Annotated in this window: 14 protein-coding genes; 5 read left to right on the top strand and 9 right to left on the bottom strand. The window is 52.4% G+C overall.

Features of this window, described 5'->3' with window-relative positions; translation table 11 throughout:
• Positions 1 to 359 precede the first annotated feature (359 nt).
• From NST69_RS06775 to NST69_RS06755, 5 genes are read right to left on the bottom strand one after another with little or no spacing between them, the layout of a single operon-like run.
• Entirely contained in the window at positions 360 to 1,421 is a 1,062-nt protein-coding gene (locus NST69_RS06775; protein WP_342548848.1) for a M4 family metallopeptidase, read from the bottom strand.
• A 15-nt stretch (positions 1,422 to 1,436) separates the two neighbouring features.
• Positions 1,437 to 2,105, bottom strand: a complete 669-nt coding sequence (locus NST69_RS06770; RefSeq protein ID WP_036725633.1) for a YukJ family protein — start codon at positions 2,103 to 2,105, stop codon at positions 1,437 to 1,439.
• 14 nt (positions 2,106 to 2,119) lie between these two features.
• Positions 2,120 to 2,854: a hypothetical protein gene (locus NST69_RS06765; RefSeq protein ID WP_036725635.1), complete on the bottom strand. Its 735-nt coding sequence runs from the start codon at positions 2,852 to 2,854 to the stop codon at positions 2,120 to 2,122.
• A gap of 23 nt (positions 2,855 to 2,877) precedes the next feature.
• On the bottom strand, positions 2,878 to 3,390 hold the full coding sequence (locus NST69_RS06760) for a histidine phosphatase family protein (RefSeq protein ID WP_342548847.1): 513 nt from the start codon (positions 3,388 to 3,390) through the stop codon (positions 2,878 to 2,880).
• Positions 3,391 to 3,418: 28 nt separating this feature from the next.
• On the bottom strand, positions 3,419 to 6,136 hold the full coding sequence (locus NST69_RS06755) for an endonuclease (RefSeq protein ID WP_342548846.1): 2,718 nt from the start codon (positions 6,134 to 6,136) through the stop codon (positions 3,419 to 3,421).
• Between the two features lie 301 nt (positions 6,137 to 6,437).
• Between NST69_RS06755 and NST69_RS06750 the strand changes: the two genes are divergently transcribed.
• From NST69_RS06750 to NST69_RS06740, 3 genes are all read left to right on the top strand, one after another.
• On the top strand, positions 6,438 to 8,306 hold the full coding sequence (locus NST69_RS06750) for a S8 family peptidase (protein ID WP_342548845.1): 1,869 nt from the start codon (positions 6,438 to 6,440) through the stop codon (positions 8,304 to 8,306).
• Between the two features lie 189 nt (positions 8,307 to 8,495).
• Positions 8,496 to 9,077 carry a TIGR00730 family Rossman fold protein gene (locus NST69_RS06745; RefSeq protein ID WP_036696546.1) on the top strand — a complete coding sequence of 194 codons (582 nt, stop codon included), beginning with the start codon at positions 8,496 to 8,498 and terminating at the stop codon, positions 9,075 to 9,077.
• Positions 9,078 to 9,181: 104 nt separating this feature from the next.
• Complete coding sequence (locus NST69_RS06740) at positions 9,182 to 10,687, top strand: amidase (protein ID WP_342548844.1); 1,506 nt, start codon at positions 9,182 to 9,184, stop codon at positions 10,685 to 10,687.
• Positions 10,688 to 10,802: 115 nt separating this feature from the next.
• On the opposite strand, the gene NST69_RS06735 is transcribed toward NST69_RS06740, so the two are convergent.
• Positions 10,803 to 11,237, bottom strand: a complete 435-nt coding sequence (locus NST69_RS06735) for a MarR family transcriptional regulator (RefSeq protein ID WP_036725642.1) — start codon at positions 11,235 to 11,237, stop codon at positions 10,803 to 10,805.
• Between the two features lie 119 nt (positions 11,238 to 11,356).
• On the opposite strand from NST69_RS06735, the gene NST69_RS06730 reads away from it, so the two are divergent.
• Positions 11,357 to 11,812: a CBS domain-containing protein gene (locus tag NST69_RS06730; protein ID WP_036696539.1), complete on the top strand. Its 456-nt coding sequence runs from the start codon at positions 11,357 to 11,359 to the stop codon at positions 11,810 to 11,812.
• Between the two features lie 203 nt (positions 11,813 to 12,015).
• Positions 12,016 to 13,218, top strand: coding sequence for an ROK family protein (locus tag NST69_RS06725; RefSeq protein WP_342548843.1), 1,203 nt, complete (start codon positions 12,016 to 12,018; stop codon positions 13,216 to 13,218).
• A gap of 701 nt (positions 13,219 to 13,919) precedes the next feature.
• On the opposite strand, the gene NST69_RS06720 is transcribed toward NST69_RS06725, so the two are convergent.
• The 3 genes from NST69_RS06720 to NST69_RS06710 form a co-directional block, all read right to left on the bottom strand.
• Positions 13,920 to 14,927, bottom strand: coding sequence for a glycoside hydrolase family 130 protein (locus NST69_RS06720; protein WP_209878169.1), 1,008 nt, complete (start codon positions 14,925 to 14,927; stop codon positions 13,920 to 13,922).
• Positions 14,928 to 14,997: 70 nt separating this feature from the next.
• A complete protein-coding gene (locus NST69_RS06715) occupies positions 14,998 to 15,834 on the bottom strand; it encodes a carbohydrate ABC transporter permease (RefSeq protein ID WP_036725647.1) in 837 nt (278 codons plus the stop codon).
• 14 nt (positions 15,835 to 15,848) lie between these two features.
• Positions 15,849 to 16,751 (bottom strand): sugar ABC transporter permease, encoded by a 903-nt coding sequence (locus tag NST69_RS06710; protein ID WP_036725649.1) that lies wholly within the window; start codon positions 16,749 to 16,751, stop codon positions 15,849 to 15,851.
• Positions 16,752 to 16,844: the final 93 nt, after the last annotated feature.

Genomic DNA, 16,844 nt, shown 5'->3' with positions numbered 1-16,844 from the left:
CCCGCAAACCGCACAGACAACAAAAAATCGCCCCTTGTCTATTCAGACACAGGGACGATTATCATTAACCGTGTTACCACCCAAATTGCACAGACCTGATGCTGCACGCAGGTCCATACCACTCTCAGGCGAGTTATCGTTCGCTTAGCTCCGCTTGGCATTACCCAAGATACTCCCGAGGCGTAATTCGCAGTCCGCTTGTGTGTACCGGGTTCCATCGACCCCCGGCTCTCTGGGAACAGGGACAAGGCTGCTACTGGCTCGTTCAACGTATACCAACTATAAGATTACAGAAAGTATAGCCGCTTCTAAAATGGTTGTCAATGCGGCTGATGCAAGGAATTCTTTTCGCCCCTTCCTCAAGCATGAACGGGCAGGAGAATCCCCACATCACTGAATACTTTCGTGATCACTGCGACTGCGGATTGCGGCAGTTTGCCCTGCCGGACCAGCTTCTCTCCTGCAATAAGAAGAGCCTGCAACAGATCCACGAACTTGGCATTATGCTTAATCGTCTCACGGTCCTGCAAAGCAGTGTACCATAAGTATGCAGCCGGGTCAGTGCCCAGTTCCATCGCCGCAAGATAGAAAGCCCTATTCGGTATTCCGCTGTAATAGTGTACGCCTCCGCCATCATCACCTAGGGGGATTTCCATATACTTGCTGAAGTGAGACACTTGCCTGTCTCCAATATAGGCTGTCCCCGGCTCCTTCATGGATCTGAGCGCTTTGCCGGGAAATTCTGTACCCACAATCTCATCACCGATGAGCCAGTCGGCCGTTCGTGCGGTTTGCCCTTTTACATACTGCTGCACGGCAGTTCCGATGACATCCGAGAAATGCTCGTTAAGTGCTCCGGATTGTCTCATGTAATCAAGATGATTGACATACTGGGTGACACCATGAGCCATTTCATGAGCGACAACATCAAGGCTCTTGCTAAGATTGATGAACCATTTTCCGTCTCCGTCACCGATAGCAAGCTGATTCTGGTTGGGTAACCACACGGCGTTATTATAATTTTTCTTAAAGTGAACATTGCATATAACATCCATCCCCTCATCGTCGATGGAATTCCGGTTAAGCTTGTGTTTGAAGTACTCCAGCGTTTTGCTGGAGAAATCGAAGGTAAGGTTTACAGCCTGATCGTTATGCAGAGCATCTCCTTCTTTGCGGCTTAATTTATACCGGAGCTCTCCCGTGCCCTGACTGTCATATACTACACATTTCGGGTTATGGCTGGCTTCGAAGGCGTTATTTACCGCCTGGCCTTCCGTTTTTTTTACCTGCTTCTCTTTCTTGGCTAACTCCGCCATACCAGCAAGTGTGCGTTTCGCATCCTCATTCCCTTTTTCCGCCAATTCCTCAAGTAAAAACTTGGGGATAAATCCTTCTTCATGTTCAATATGTCCGCTCATCATGATGCTCCTTTCGCTCTAATTAGACAGCTGCGCAGACTTTTGAGTCAGATGATTACATTCACTAACCGGACGTTCCATATGGCCCTGGTCATCGGTGCACCAGGATTGCGACTGGAAGGAGAGGAACAGGCCGAGCCATTTGTCTTCCTGCTCAAAATGAATCACAATTCCGCCATCCTGCCAGATGCCGTCGTCCGCTTTGTATTTTTGAACATTCCCTTGATTCATGTGGATATTGTGGATACCGCCCGGGAAAGGCTCACCGTATACATAAATTTTAGCTGTTTCATCTTTAATTGCACGTTGCAAATAGGCATCAACCTTCTCATTCAGGTCATTATCGGGACCGTCTTCATTGTATGGAAGTGCGATCATCTTCGAGGGGTCAAACAGTCCGCCGCGGATGTAGTCCAAGGCAATTTCATCACGGTTGGATTTACCAATTTTAGTAATCCCGTCCTTTAAACTCTGCAGGTGGGTAATCTGTTCAGAATTAAATTTATCTCCGACCAGATAGAGCAGCTCTGAAGGGGCCTCGGTGGATTGTACATTGATGGCTAATTTGTATTCTCTGCCGGCAGCCTTGACCACAGCATGATAATGCGGGGTGCTGTCGCCTGTGGGAGGTGCAGGTATTCCTTTGATGATTTTTCCTTTTAGTACGCCATATGGATTCAGTGGCATTATACTCGTCTCCTTTAATGTGTAGTTTGTGGTGTATGAGCCTTCATTAATTTCTCAAGTGCCCATTTGGTTTTGGAAATATCCTGCTCGAGCAGCAGATTAGCCTCTTTGAACAGAGTAATGAATTGTTGATGCTTGTCCGCTGCTTCGGTATCGGTCGCGTTCTTTATTTTCATTGTTGCTTCAGCGATACGTTCTGCCCCGATGGTCCAGACTTCCAGGTGAACTTTCTCCTGTTCCCACTTACTATTATATTTCTCGGACCGGATAGGACCCGTTACCCGGGTATCTGCTATAGACTTGAAGACACTGCTGTTTTTAAAAGGCTGCGGGGCTTTGTCTAGGATCAGTTGCTTCCATTGTCCCTCAGGCTGGTCTTCCAGAGCAATGTCAAAGTCTTTTGCCAGAGATAACGCTTGTTTCGTGTATCCCCACTCGACTTCGGCCTCATATTCACCGGGTGTAAATCCTTCAGCGACTGCTTGCTTCATTGCACGATCCAAACTCTGGTAATCCCTGATACGTCTCTTGTAGGTAAGCTCCCATTTCTCTTCCTTGAAACGGCTACGGACAATCCACCCCGTCTCATAAAGCTCTAACTTTGGTGTATCCATCAGATGAATTTGCATTTTGTCCTTGAGTTCAAAGGAGAGACCGGCAACTTTAGGAAGCAGTTGTCCATCTCCCCCCAGCAGCACCTGCTTAGGGTCAAGGAAAAGCTTACATTCAAAAGATATTCCTTCGGGCATGATTGGAGACATCTCCTTATTAGTTAAAAATCAAATGCATCAGCAATCTCATAACCTTGCCCTTCACCCTTAGGCTTAAGCAAAATCAATCCGAGGTAAGGTCTGGCTTCGATCTGATTATTAAAGGAAAAGCTATGCGCCACTAGCACTGTATTAGTGCTCTCTGAGGGAATGGATTCCAACAGGCTCACAAGGCGCGTCTTCATCACCATTGCTTCACCGGCCGGATTCTCCATAAACAATGTATCCATATGAGCCAGAGCTTCTTCAACCCGGATACTTTGAAAAGCAGCCTTCCCTGTCTCCTGTGTCCGATGCGTAGGACTGGTTAACACAGGAAGACTTAGCTTAATATTCTGTTCCCTCATCCAGTTGCCTAGTAATGCCGCCTTTTCCTGCCCCTCCGCGCTTAAGCCCGGATCACCAGAAGTCTCAGCCGGCTGGGCATGGCGGAAATACAGCACATAACCGCCTTGCTGAAGCTGGTTTACCATTTCTGCAGGCGGTTGATTAATTCCGGTACCAGTCATGTTCATTACGTTGCCGCCTCCTTATTTCTCTTGGTTAAAACTCTATTTGATCTGCAATTTCAGGCAGATCAATGAAGGGATTGCGATTGCCCTGCAATTCAAAGATCAGCTGATTGCGGTGCTTCTCATGCAGGCTCACCGGATGCTCCTTATGCCACCCCAGCAGCAGCTTAATGTCAATCCGCTCATTTTGCCGTTCGATTTTACCCGGATACCGTACCAGGAAGTACAAAACCGCTCTCGCTGCCTCCCCCTTGCCGCTCTCCGGCTCAAAGCGGATCATCCCGCCGCGTTTCCCGCAGGCATTCCGGACGGTTTCCCGGTAAGCTTCCGGATTATAGTCAGCAAAATCATAGTATGGAATGTTGCTTCTATAGCTGTTGCATTCCTTCTCACAGATGAATAAGTGGTGCAGATCGCCCCGCATAGGCGAGCTTTTGCTGAACCAGGACTGGGGAACAACATGCTCGACATTGAACCCGAATTTCTCATCGATCAGCTCCTGGAACCCTTCCTCCTCCTCCTGGCCGTGAAGGGCAAGGCTCTCCATGAACTCCTTCCGCAGCCGTTCGGTACGGTGATCCTCCCGGATCAGTTCTTCTGCATCAAGCTTCTCTCCTGAATACAGGCTGTGCAGACTGCCATCCTCGCGGATATCGACTCCGGCATATAGCTGCGTCCGGCTTGCCGGGTAGGAGAAAATGCTGTTATGGGTCTCAAGCATCAGCTGATGCAGCTGACGGAACACCTGGCCTCCCCCGGACTGGAGATCCACGCTGCGATAGTAGTTCACAATATCGAATTTATCCTTCTCGGCATCGTAATATCCCCGCTCCTCTTCGAGTCTGAAGCGGTTCAGCTGAAGCTTGAGCAGCGCATGCTCCATCGTATTTCCCTGCGCCCAAACCACACTCGGCACTGAAGGAATCCTCAGGTTATCCTGCTCGGTGCTGCTGTCTTTATAGATGATCCGTAGCACGATTGGAACATGATCTGAGATTCTCGAAGCATAATCAGGCATGCTTTTGTCAAATCTGACGATTCCGGCGTCATCCTGCTTTCCGTCGAAGCTGATAACTCCTGCCCTGGTATCCTTGGTAATAATGATGTGATCAATCAGCGACTTATGATCACCAATGTAAGAGATATGACCTGCCTGCGCATCGTCAAGGGTTAGCGTAAGCACTGAGGGCATGTTCATCACCGGACTCAGTGACACACTGCCTGCATCATCATTTAAGTCTCCACCCAGTAGAATAGGCAGCTCCTTGAACTCTTCTGTACGCTTCAGATCCTCAATGATGACTGACAATGTCTGGGCGGCAAGCGTTCGTCTTTCGGTGCTTACCGCATCACGCATGGCTTTCAGATGCACCACAATCTTCAGGAATTCAACATTCTGGCCCTCTTCTCTAACTGTACATTTTGCGAATAGAGGCTCTCTCGGAAAAGCAGTTTTACCGTTGATTTCTGAACGCAGCAGCCGGCCGTACTTCAGGTTAATGTCAGTTCTGAGCTCAACATTAGCCGTGGTCGTATCGTACAGCACCGCAAGATCCTGCCCCCCATCCGCATCAAGGTACACGTAGTCCATAGCAGCTCCGCGATTCTTCAGCTCTTGTCTCAGCCGGTCCAGCGCCCCCCGCTCTACCTCAACAAGGCCAAGCGTATCCATCGACATATCCGCCACTAAATGGGCAACATCCTTAATCCGCTGTTCACTTACGCTATTGTTGAAGTTTTCGATATTCCAGAATCCGATATCCGCGAACCGTTTATCTCCTTTGAAGGAGGGGATTTCGATTTCAGCAAGCTCTCTGCGGTTATCCACCAGCCCCTCAACATCGTAGAATCCCAGATACGGCGAAGTGCCTTCAAGCTTCTGTGTCAGCTGCAGAGCAGCAGAATCACCAGTTTGGGCAAGAGCTACAAGTTTGGCAACGATTGCGGAGATCCTTATGCCTTCATTCACTGCCTGCTGCTGATCATTGTCTGTATACCAGCCTGCATGATGCAAGGCAACAAGCTGCCACTGGTTGTTAAACACTGCTGCACCCGAGGAGCCCGGCTCCGTATCGGTCGTATAATGAATCACTTTTTCATAGACATAGCTGACTGTGTTGTCCTGCAGAGCAATCTCTTTCTGCCTGCCCTTGGGATGCTGGATAATATTCACATATTCTCCACGGGTAATCGTTGTCGGACTCCGCATCAGCTTCACAGGAATCACATCCTCAATCCCGGCAGTCTCACAGGCTACGATCGAGAAGTCCAATTCTTCAAAAGGTGAAGTGATGAAAAATTCCTCAGGCTTCAGTGCAAGCTTGACGATCTTCCCATTCTCTTCATATCCGAATTCAACCTGGCTACCAGTTGCTTCCTCGACGCTTGCCAGCACATGATGGTTAGTCATCACCAGCCCACGGCCAATCAAGAATCCGGTTCCAAGTCCCGCAGGTGTTACAATCCGGCAGACCGCTTTGGCGCGTTCAACTCCCTTGCTCAAAAAATCAATGGGCAGCAGATTGCTGTCACGGTGAATTTTCTCCATAATCAGTTGCTCGGTTTCTCTTCTGAGCTCTTCGTTCCCCTGCCACTCCTGCTCATCAGGAGTAATATGCAGAATGGAAACCGCACGGCGTTTCACCAGATCGCGGTAATCATCCGGTGTCAAAGGGGTATTGTCCGCAGCTGCATATCGTTTTCCAACCAGTGAATACGTCTTGCTTCCTGATTCGTTGGATATGAACATTCATTGTTCACCCCTTACAATTTATTTTTTTGGGTACCTCCCAATAAAGAACGCAGGTATTATGTGAAATCATTAACTTGATGATACTTACTTTTTTTTACATAATTGTTTATTTGACGACATGCATTTATGCATTTAATAAGAATGACCGTGCATGAATGACCATAATTTTCATGCTGTATTGTTCATATCCCATAGGATGTATCGGTTTGAATAAAATGGCTTTTATAAAAATTCAAATTAGTGAAAGTATATGGACGTTGTATTTTCCAGTACACTAACCAGCTAAAGGAGACATGAAATGAAACTCAAAGAAACAACGAGTGAGATCCCTACTAAGCTTGATCCAAGACTGCAGCGGGTCATTGCCTTTAATCAAAGTGAACACAAGGATGCTCATCCGCATTTGTTCAACGCAGAATCAACGGAGACAGCGGATACCCGCGAAATCGCGGTTATCGCCAAGGTGAAGGATATGGAGGTGTGGAAAAATCTGTCCGGAGTCCGGCAAATTGCCGACTTGGGCAGCGTTCCTGAGGAGCAGGAGAATGTACGGCTCGTTACCGCCCGGATTGACGCCGATCAGATTGAACAGATCCGCAATTCACCGGCGGTAATGAGCTTGAAGTCATCACAATTATTGAAGCCCCAGCTCTTTAGGACCATTGAAGAAACTAAGGCCCGGGCGGACTTGCTGAATCAAAATACCAACAGCCACGGCGGAAAAGGGGTGGTCGTAGGGATTGTAGATTATGGATGTGACTTTACCCATAAGAACTTTATCCATTCAGACGGGACAAGCCGGATACTTAGCTATTGGGATCAGACGGTTCCTAATTCCAGTGATACCGAGTTTGGTTACGGCAAAGTCTTTCCACAGGGCGAATTAAACCGTGCTCTGAAAACAGATGATCCGTTCGCGGCATTACATCTTTCTGATCCCAAACATGAAAATGAGCCCTGGCACGGAACACACGTTATGGATACTGCTGCGGGCAACGGTAACGGAACTAATGTTCCCGGTACTGCTCCTCAGGCAGATATCATTTTTGTACAATTGAATGCCGATGATGTTCCATGGTCGGGACCGGACGCGGTCAAAGGAGATTTCGGGGGTTCAGTGCATCTGCTGGAGGCTCTGCAATACATCTATAAGCTCGCCGGAGACCGGCCGTGTGTTACCAATATAAGTCTGGGTACCAACGGCGGCCCCCATGACGGCACTTCTCTGGTTGAGGTAGGATTCGATACACTCCTAACCGCTGCTAACAATCGGGCCATCGTATTGGCCGCCAGCAACTCTTACACCGATGGCATACACGCCAGTGGTACAATCCGCCAGAATGAGGTGAAGGATCTTCGCTGGATCGTGGAACGATCAGACCGTACCTCTAACGAAATCGAGCTTTGGTACGATGCAGCAGATGAATTATCCTGCCAATTCATCACTCCGGATGGGGATAACCTCGGTGAGGTTAAGCTCGGCACGAATCACCAGGCAGTCGGGAACCGGAATGAAATCCTGATCTTCATCTCCCACCGGAAACAAGATCCGAACAACGGTGACAACGTCATCAATATCTTCATGGAGAGCAGTTTACCGGCCGGTGCATGGATACTTAGACTTCGCGGAGTGAAGATCCGTTCGGGTAAATATCATGCCTGGATTGAGCGGGATGATATTGGCCAGTCCCATTTTGAAAAACCGCTGGATAATACGCATACCCTTGGTTCAATCTGCTGCGGCAAAAAAACAGTCGTTGTCGGTTCATACAGCGCCAAAGAAGCAGGCACACCACTTTCCTTCTTCTCTAGCGCCGGTCCGACACGTGACGGAAGACAAAAGCCGGAGATTAGTGCTCCTGGAGGAAATGCTACGCAAAATGAACGTGAACAATTCATGGTTATGGCCGCTAAATCAGGATCAATAGATAAGGTTACTCCTATGATGGGCACCAGTATGGCAGCTCCCGCTGTAACCGGTATTGTTGCCCTGATGCTCGCAGAGGCGTTGGCCCACGGCATTTCTTTATCCAGTGAGGAAATTCAGGAAATTCTCCTCAAATCAGCAAGACCCATGTCGGGCAGTTGGCATGACCGGTATGGCTATGGACGCATCGATGCCGCCAAAGCCGTACAATTAGTCGCCGAATTAACCCCTGTCCATTAAGAGCATCTGCAAGGGGCCAACAACTTCTGTTGGCTCCTTTTGTACATAGACCCCTTTGTAAAATGAATGTAATCCAGAGTTAAACATTAAGCATATCCTTCTAACGCACAACATCGTATGGTATCTTTGTTGTAGATACACATACACCAAGCATTTTTAGATATTAAGACAAAGGAGAGTCAGCAGCTTATGAAGAGTATCGCAGTGTTCTGCGGTTCCAGTGAAGGGGCTTCGCCCGTATACAAGGAATCCGCTATTCTACTCGGCAAGGAGCTTGCCGCACGTAACATTACGCTGATCTATGGCGGAGCTACTGTAGGGTTGATGGGCGCTATTGCGGATAGCGTAATGCAGGCGGGAGGCCGTGTGATCGGGGTGCTGCCGCATTTTCTGAAGCAAAGAGAAATCGAGCACACCCGTCTGACAGAGCTGATTATGGTAGACTCTATGCACGAACGGAAGCTTAAGATGTCTGAGCTGGCGGACGGATTCATTGCTATGCCGGGCGGCCCGGGCACGATGGAAGAGTATTTCGAGATCTTCACCTGGGCGCAGCTCGGCCTGCATCAGAAGCCCTGCGGACTGCTTAATGTGAATCATTATTATGATCCGCTGATTGCCCTGTTCAGCAACATGGCCCGGGAACAATTCATGCAGGAGAAGCATCATTCCATCATGCTGAACGCTACCACGCCGGAGGGCATTCTGCAGCAGTTCGCAGAGTATACGCCGCCTCCAGTGAAGCAATATCTTACAGATGAGCGCACTTGAAAAGTCTCTGCCCTCCTTATAACGCAATATACTATGCGCGAGACTGCAGCTATAGCCTGACCACTATGTAGCCTGCCTGATCCTGCCAGAAAGAGGTTATACCTATGTCGTTGTCTGCTTATTCCGGTTATGATGCGCTGGGGCTTGCCGCTCTAGTAAAGGCACGGGAGGTCTCGGCGCGTGAGCTTGTGGAAGCCGCCTATGCCCGGATGGATGAGGTGAATCCGCTGCTGAATGCAGTGGTACGCACCCGCCGGGAAGCCGCACTGAAGGAGGCTGCGGAGATGCCCCTTGATTCCGGGGATACCCCCCGTCCGTTCGCCGGCGTCCCCTTCCTGCTGAAGGATATCTCCCAGGCGATTGGCGGCGAACCGCTGACCTCGGGCGCTCTGCTGATGAAGGACAATGTACCGAAAAGGGACTCTAACTATGTGGCCCGTATCCGGCGTGGCGGCTTCATTCCGCTGGGCCATACGAATACGCCGGAATTCGGGCTGAAAAACATCACCGAGCCCCTCCTTCACGGCCCGGCCCGCAATCCCTGGAACCCCGCCTGTTCACCCGGCGGCTCCAGCGGCGGTGCGGCGGCGGCGGTTGCCGCCGGGATCGTGCCGGCCGCCGGAGCCAGTGACGGCGGCGGCTCCATCCGCATACCGGCCTCGTTCACCGGCCTGTTCGGGCTGAAGCCGACGCGCGGGCGTACGCCGGTCGGCCCGGGGATCGGCCGCCAGTGGCAGGGCGCGTCGATTGATTTTGCGCTGACCCGCTCTGTGCGGGATAGCGCCGCGATGCTGGATCTGCTGCAGGTGGTGCAGCCGGAAGCGGCTTTTCAGACGCCGCTGTATCCGGGCGTCTACCTGGACGATTTGCTGAAGCCCGCACAGCGGAAGCTGCGGATCGCCTTCACCACCGCTTCGCCGGTGGGAACACCGGTATCCGCTGAGGCGGTAGAGGCCGTGCGGAAGACGGTCAAGTGGCTGGAGTCCGAGGGCTATGAGGTGGAAGAGAAGCTGAGCCCGGTCAACGGGGTCCGGCTGATGGACAACTACTATACGATGAACGCCGGAGAAGTATCCGCTATGTTCCTGTCGCTTGAGAGCGCCATGGGCCGTGCAATTAAGGCAGAGGAAGTGGATATTGTCACCTGGGTGCTGGCCGAAGCCGGGAAGCAGGTCTCGGCGGCAGAGTTCGTACACAGTCTGCACGAATGGGATGTAGCTGCTGCGCAGATGGCCGCGCTGATGGACCGCTTCGATCTGTATATTACTCCGGCTAATGCAGACTCTGCCCCGAAGATCGGAGAACTGACCCAGACCACGGCGGAGACAGAGAAGCTGATGCAGGTCAGCGGGCTGCCGAAGGACGCGCAGAGGCGGATGATCTACGAGATGTTCGAGCCGAGCCTAACGTACACGCCCTTCACCCAGCTCGCCAACCTGACCGGCCAGCCCGCCATGAGCGTTCCGGTGCATCTTACGGCCGAAGGAATGCCGATAGGCGTCCAGGTCATGGCCTCCAAAGGGCGCGAGGACCTGCTGCTCCAGCTCGCCGCTTGTCTGGAGCAATCCCCGCTGTGGGTGGGGATGAGCGGGAATGCAGGCTTTGCTTGATGCCTGTTCCGTTGCCTGAATACTATGAAAAGGGCCGTCCGCAGCGTGAAATAACGTTGCGGACGGCCCTTTTGCTGTGATCTCTCCGGGAGCTTCCAGAGACTTCCGCGAACCATCAGCCCTCCTCCAGAAAAGCCGCATTGAACTTCCGCAGCAGCTCCCCGAAAGAATGCCCCTCCTCCTCCGACCAGCCCTTTAGCAGTTGTTCGATCATCTCCTGCCGGACCTGCCGGTTCTCCTCCAGACTCGCTTTGCCCGTCTCTGTAATCTGCAGCGAATAAGCCCGCCCGTCCACAGGGTCCGGTACCCGGGTGATGTACCCCTTACTCTCCAGTGAGGCAGCCTGTCGGCTGACCGTAGAAATATCCAACTGAAACTCATCGGAGATTGCCTTTATCCCGGCAGTTCCTTCACGAGAGGCAATGTGATGCAGCAGCAGGTAGGCCGCACGATCCAGATTACCTATTTTTTTGAACGTGGTAATTGAAGTGAGACGGCGGAACAGAACCGCCATTTCCAGCTCTATTGTCTCAATTGAATGTTTGTCCATGCCGGTTGCCCCTCTTCTCTTTTATTCATTGACTTTACTCTTTCCACTTGTATAATACAAGTATATACTTTCATGATACAACTTATTTCTGCAAAAGCTAATTTTCAGGGGGAACCGGTATGAAAGCCCATGAATTCATGGTCCGTCAGGTGTACAAGGTTAAGCAGGAAGACACCGTACGGACTTTTATTGAGAAATGTATTGCCCACCGGATCAGCGGTATGCCTGTCGTGAATGACCGGAATGAGATTGTCGCCTACCTCAGCGACGGGGATATTATGCGCTATATCGGCAGGCATGAGGATCTGATTGTGGATTCTTTTTTCCAGATTAATGTGTTCGTCGGGGATAATGATCTGTTCGAGGAACGGGCGCAGAAGCTGCTGGGTCTGAACGTAATGGCTATCGCCAAGAAGAAGGTCATCACTGTACATGCCGAAGAAGATATTGAAGCCATCGCCACCATCCTCGGCAAAAAGCAAATCAAAAAGGTTCCCGTTGAACGGAACCATGTGCTGGTCGGCATCATCAGCCGCGGCGATGTGATCCGCCATTCCTTCAAGGCGCTGCTCTAGGATGAACAATCCTCGCCACTAACGGCTGCTTATCCTCATATGCTGCCTGACCGTCCTGTGTCTCTCCCCGGCAGCGGCTACATATTCGAAATGGCGCTTACACTCTCCTTGTGATAGTTGCGGCACCCTGCTTTTTATGTCATTGTTGAAGCAGATGTAGTCCATTCGTCAGGTATAGTCTTTTCATAAGGAGAGAACCATCTGTGCTGCCTATTCATGAAATCATCGCCAATCCCAAAGCCAGAGAGATCTATTTCACGGTCAGAAAACACGGTACCGTCTCCAAGCAGACCCTGCTGGACGAAAGCGGACTGACCATAAGCACGTTAACACGCATCCTGGATGAACTGTTGTCCCAGGAGCTTCTGGTTGAGGTCGGCTTCGGCGAATCCACCGGAGGACGCCGCCCTACCCTCTATGAGACGAATCCATCTTACGCTTATCTGCTGGGGCTGGAGATCTCCCGTACCCATGCCAAGCTTGTGCTGACAGACTTTCATCTGCGCTTGCTGGGCGAGCATACCTGGAGCATGGATGCAGGGCTTACCCCCGAGCTTCTAATGGAGTCGCTCCACAGACAAGGCTTACAGATGCTTGACGCAGCCTCTGTCCAGCTTAGCCGGGTCGCCGGTCTGGGCATCGGCGCGGTTGGTCCGCTGGACCGCACAGCCGGAGTTATCCTGAATCCGGCCCGTTTTCCTGCAGAGGGCTGGTCACAAGTACATATCAAGGAACAGCTGGAGCAGCGCCTGGGGGTGCCTGTCTATCTGGATAATGGAGCCAATACGGCACTGCTCGGCGAATACTGGGCCGGCAGCAACCGGATGCAGCAGCACCTTCTCTATCTCCATGCCGGAATCGGCCTGCGCTCCGCTATTATGAACGATGGGCGGCTGCTCTACGGCATAATCGATACCGAGGGAGCGGTCGGGCAGATGATCATTGACCGCGCGGGAGTACCGCCGCAGCTTCCCGGCGGCAACGCCGGGGCCTGGGAGAGCTATGTGTCGGTCCGGACGCTGGAGGGACAGGCCCGCGAGGCCTGGCGGCTGGACAGCAGCACAAGCCTCCGTGCTCTGGCAGAGCATGCGGAGGCTTTGGAATTCGTCCATCTGCTGGAAGCGCTCCGGGAGCGCGATCCTGTGATGGTCCGGTTATTCGATGAGATGGCGGTGGCCTGCGGCATCGGGTTGGCGAACCTGATTAACATCCTCCACCCGGAGGAGGTCATCCTGGGCGGCCCGCTGTTCCTCGCCGCAGATTTCTACGAGACCGCCACCCGGATCGCCCTGGAGCGGACCTATTACCGCGGACAGTACAATGTCCGCTTCACCCGGAGCAGCCTGGGCGAGCGTGCTGTCGCAACAGGCGCATGTGCTCTGGTGCTGCACCAGTTGACGAGCTGAGGGGGCGTACCGCATTCCCGCCCTGCGCCTGCTTTAGGCCGGGATAAGGTGCACTTCTGCACCTTACTCCTGCCCATCGCCAACTTTCAGCGAATTCAAGTGCACCTTTACACCTCATTCTCGCCCATCGCCAACTTTCAGCGATTTCAAGTGCACTTTTACACCTCATTCTCGCCCATCGCCAACTTTCGGCTAATTCTGGTGCACTTTTACACCTCATTCTCGCCCCAACGCCCGCTTTCAGTTAGCGGGTTTGGCTGGGTTCCGGCAAGGTTGCACCTTTTGCAGGATTTCTCTACATTGGTTACTGGCTGTGGAGCTATTGTTGCAGATTTTGCAGGAATTTCGGCGAACCGGTGCTAATTGGATCTGTGTTGTTGCAATTTGTGCAGGATTCCTGCGCTGGCTGCTCCTATGGGGCTGCATTGTTGCACTTTATGCACAATCTGCCTACGGTCGCTGCAATTGAGCTAGAAATGTTGCATTTTAAGCACACTCCCCGCTCAAGTCGCTCCCATTGAGCTGCAATGTTGCACTTTTTGCACATTCTGCCCACGGTTGCTACTATCGTGCTAGAATTGTTGCACTTTATGCACACTCTCTGCTCAAGTCGCTCCTATTAAGCTACCATTGTTGCACTTTATGCACAATCCCCCCACTACCGCTCCTCATTCCCGCTTTCAGCCAGCTTGCAACTTTACTTATTCCCCCGGCTCCAGACAGAGCCGGAGCAGATCGTCCACATGGGCAGTCGCCAGGCATTCAACCGTATCCGCAGAGCCGTAATAGATCTTGACCTCGCCGTCATCCTCCAGAATCATCCCGCCGGGGAAAATCACATGATTACGGAAGCCCCCGCCAATCTCATAATCCGTCTCCGGCGCCAGCAGCGGCTGCTTACTCATGCCGAGCACCTTGCGGGGGTCCTCCAGATCCAGCAGCATAATTCCGGCGGTATAACGCTTCTTCCAGGTGTCCTCCCAGCCGTGCTTGCCTCTGGCCGGGTCCACATCCACCGCATGGAAGGTGGTCAGCCAGCCCTTGTCCGTCCGGACGGGAGGCGCGGCCGGACCGACCTTGTCATTGGCAAACGGCACCTGCTCGACGGCGAGCAGCAGGCTGGAGTTGCCCCAATGCACAAGGTCTGGCGACTCGGAGATCCAGGCGTCGAAGCGGTCCCGGCCGCCGCGGCTGTACACCGTGAAGGGACGCTCCAGCCGGACATATTTACCGCCGATCAGCTCGGGAAACAGCACCATATTGCGCAGGTCCGGTGTAGACAGGCTGAGCACCTCGAAGTGCTCCAGATCATCGGTAACGGCAATCCCGCCGCGGATGCCATGGCGTGTATCCACGGCAAAACACATATAACAGCGGCCGCCGAGCACGGTCAGGCGCGGGTCGTAGGCACGGATAATTTCCTCATCGTGCATTTTGAACACCGGCTTCGGGCCGGCGGTCCAGCTCAGCCCGTCGTCGCTGTAGGCAATGCCGAGATCCGTGGTGTGATGCGGCTCAAGCGTCTGATCGGCCAGTGAGCCGTAATCATTGCGGAAGATCATCACATATTTGCCGTTGAATTTCGTTACACCGGCATTGAATACCAGTGCGGTGGGGTAAGGAACCTTTGCAGCATCCAGCACCGGATTCCCCGGATACCGCCGGATGAACGGGGCGGATTGCAGAATCGCCGGAATGTGTAGTGTCATGGGGTGTACCTCCTTAAATGTTGAATGCTGAGTGTTTCATGTTGTCTATAGTCTGCACAGTGCAAGACAGCTACCCCTTCAGGGAACCGGCCGTCATCTGCATGAAGGATTTGTTGGCGAACAGATAGGCGACGAGAATCGGCAGAATGGATAAGCAGGCGCCCGCCATCATATAGTGGGTCTGGGAAGCGGCCGAAATCCCGTATTTCAGGTTCGCCAGCCCGACGGTCAGCGTCTGTAGCTCCGGCTTCGTCATCGTGAACACGAGCGGCAGCAGATATTCATTCCACGCGCCGCGGAAGGTGAACAGGGCACCAACGCCAAGTCCGGGTCCGAGCAGTGGCAGAATGATCCGCCAGAAGGTCCGGCCCGGAGAGCAGCCGTCGATCAGCGCCGCCTCGTCCAGCTCGCGGGGAATCCCCTTCATGAAGCTGAACAGAATGAAGAAGATCGAAGCATGGGCGGAGATCAGAATCAAAATAACGCCCCACAGGCTGTTGTGCAGATGAAGCTTAACCATCAGATCGAACTGCGGACGCAGCACAACCGCCCCTACAGCCACGAACATGGTGAACGATTGCAGTCCGATATACAATTTTTTGCCGGCAAAATCCATCCGGTCCACTACATAAGCCGCCATGGATGATACCAGAAGCGTGCCGACCACTGCCGCCAGAGAAACCATCAGGCTGTTCAGCGTATATCTGGAGAAATTCGCCTGCGACCAGGCTTCGGCATAGTTCGAGAAGTGCCAGCTCTCCGGCAGGAAAGTCGCTCCCGCAGTAAGCTCAGCATTGGTCTTGAAGGAGCCCAGGATGGTGATCACGACCGGAATCAGGGTGACAAATGCAACGGTCAGCAAAAAAATCCACAGGATGATTTTGCCCAGTATGGTTCTTAGTCTCATAATAGCCTCTCTCCTCAATCGGTCTGATTCATGCGTCTGGATGCGTAGAAATAAATGAGTGATATCATCCCTACAATGACCGCAGACACAAAGGCGACCGCACTGCCGTATCCGAACTCCTGGACCTGAACCGCCGCGCTGCCCCCGCCGACAGGGAAAAATAATTTGTACAAATACAGGAACATGACCTCCGTCTTGCCTACAGGACCGCCTTCAGTCAGTACCATGATGCTCTCGTAGCCCTTCAGGGCTGTAATGATCGCCAGCATAATAACCATCTGCATGACAGGTCCGAGCATCGGCAGGGTGACATAGCGGAACTGCTGGATTTTGCCTGCCCCGTCCAGAGAAGAAGCCTCGTACACATCCTCGGGAATATTCTGCAGACCGGCGAGGAAGAGCAGCATGTAATTGCCGACCGCCCCCCAGGCCGCAACCAGGATGACAGTGAGCATGGCATATTTCGGCCCCAGCCAGTCCACACCCGAATCGGAGAGGCCCGAGCGGATCAGGAACTGGTTGAGAATTCCGTTATATGAGTTGAAAATCGTGAAGAAGACTACGGCCATTACCGCGGTACTGATGACGGTAGGCATGAAGAAAATCCCCCGCAGCAGCTGTCTGCCCCGCAGCCCCCGGTTCAATATGGCGGCCAGCAGCAGGGCCAGCGGAATGGTGATCAGCAGCTTGCCGCCTGCATAAACAAATGTATTCACCACCGAATCCCAGAACTGGGTATCCTTCAGAATGCGGCTGAAATTGGCCAGACCGGTAAACCGCGCCGTTCCAAACCCTTTGTAATCATAGAACATATAGCGGAACGCCCAGGCAATCGGGTAAATCCCGAGGACCAACGTAAGCAAGGCACTTGGAAAGATAAAGCTGTATGAAAATAAGGCATGTTTCGTTTTGTTCATCTGGTTTCTTCCGGCTCCTTTCCTTTACGGCCAGAGCAGAGGGATGAGGAAGCTGCTCCCTCATCCCCCGCTATCCCGGCCTATATATCTCTA

Source organism: Paenibacillus sp. FSL P2-0089 (assembly GCF_038595095.1).
Lineage (GTDB): Bacteria > Bacillota > Bacilli > Paenibacillales > Paenibacillaceae > Paenibacillus_AQ > Paenibacillus_AQ silagei.
Note: the sequence above shows the minus strand (reverse complement) of the source record. Positions and strands in the feature narration are given on the sequence as shown.

Excerpts from the sequence above, each read along its gene's own strand:
- NST69_RS06740 (WP_342548844.1), top strand. The coding sequence starts at position 9,182 with ATGTCGTTGTCTGCTTATTCCGGTTATGATGCGCTGGGGCTTGCCGCT.
- NST69_RS06745 (WP_036696546.1), top strand. The coding sequence starts at position 8,496 with ATGAAGAGTATCGCAGTGTTCTGCGGTTCCAGTGAAGGGGCTTCGCCC.
- NST69_RS06730 (WP_036696539.1), top strand. The coding sequence starts at position 11,357 with ATGAAAGCCCATGAATTCATGGTCCGTCAGGTGTACAAGGTTAAGCAG.
- NST69_RS06750 (WP_342548845.1), top strand. The coding sequence starts at position 6,438 with ATGAAACTCAAAGAAACAACGAGTGAGATCCCTACTAAGCTTGATCCA.
- NST69_RS06735 (WP_036725642.1), bottom strand. The coding sequence starts at position 11,237 with ATGGACAAACATTCAATTGAGACAATAGAGCTGGAAATGGCGGTTCTG.
- NST69_RS06770 (WP_036725633.1), bottom strand. The coding sequence starts at position 2,105 with ATGCCACTGAATCCATATGGCGTACTAAAAGGAAAAATCATCAAAGGA.
- NST69_RS06775 (WP_342548848.1), bottom strand. The coding sequence starts at position 1,421 with ATGATGAGCGGACATATTGAACATGAAGAAGGATTTATCCCCAAGTTT.
- NST69_RS06710 (WP_036725649.1), bottom strand. The coding sequence starts at position 16,751 with ATGAACAAAACGAAACATGCCTTATTTTCATACAGCTTTATCTTTCCA.
- NST69_RS06720 (WP_209878169.1), bottom strand. The coding sequence starts at position 14,927 with ATGACACTACACATTCCGGCGATTCTGCAATCCGCCCCGTTCATCCGG.
- NST69_RS06760 (WP_342548847.1), bottom strand. The coding sequence starts at position 3,390 with ATGAACATGACTGGTACCGGAATTAATCAACCGCCTGCAGAAATGGTA.
- NST69_RS06765 (WP_036725635.1), bottom strand. The coding sequence starts at position 2,854 with ATGCCCGAAGGAATATCTTTTGAATGTAAGCTTTTCCTTGACCCTAAG.
- NST69_RS06755 (WP_342548846.1), bottom strand. The coding sequence starts at position 6,136 with ATGTTCATATCCAACGAATCAGGAAGCAAGACGTATTCACTGGTTGGA.
- NST69_RS06715 (WP_036725647.1), bottom strand. The coding sequence starts at position 15,834 with ATGAGACTAAGAACCATACTGGGCAAAATCATCCTGTGGATTTTTTTG.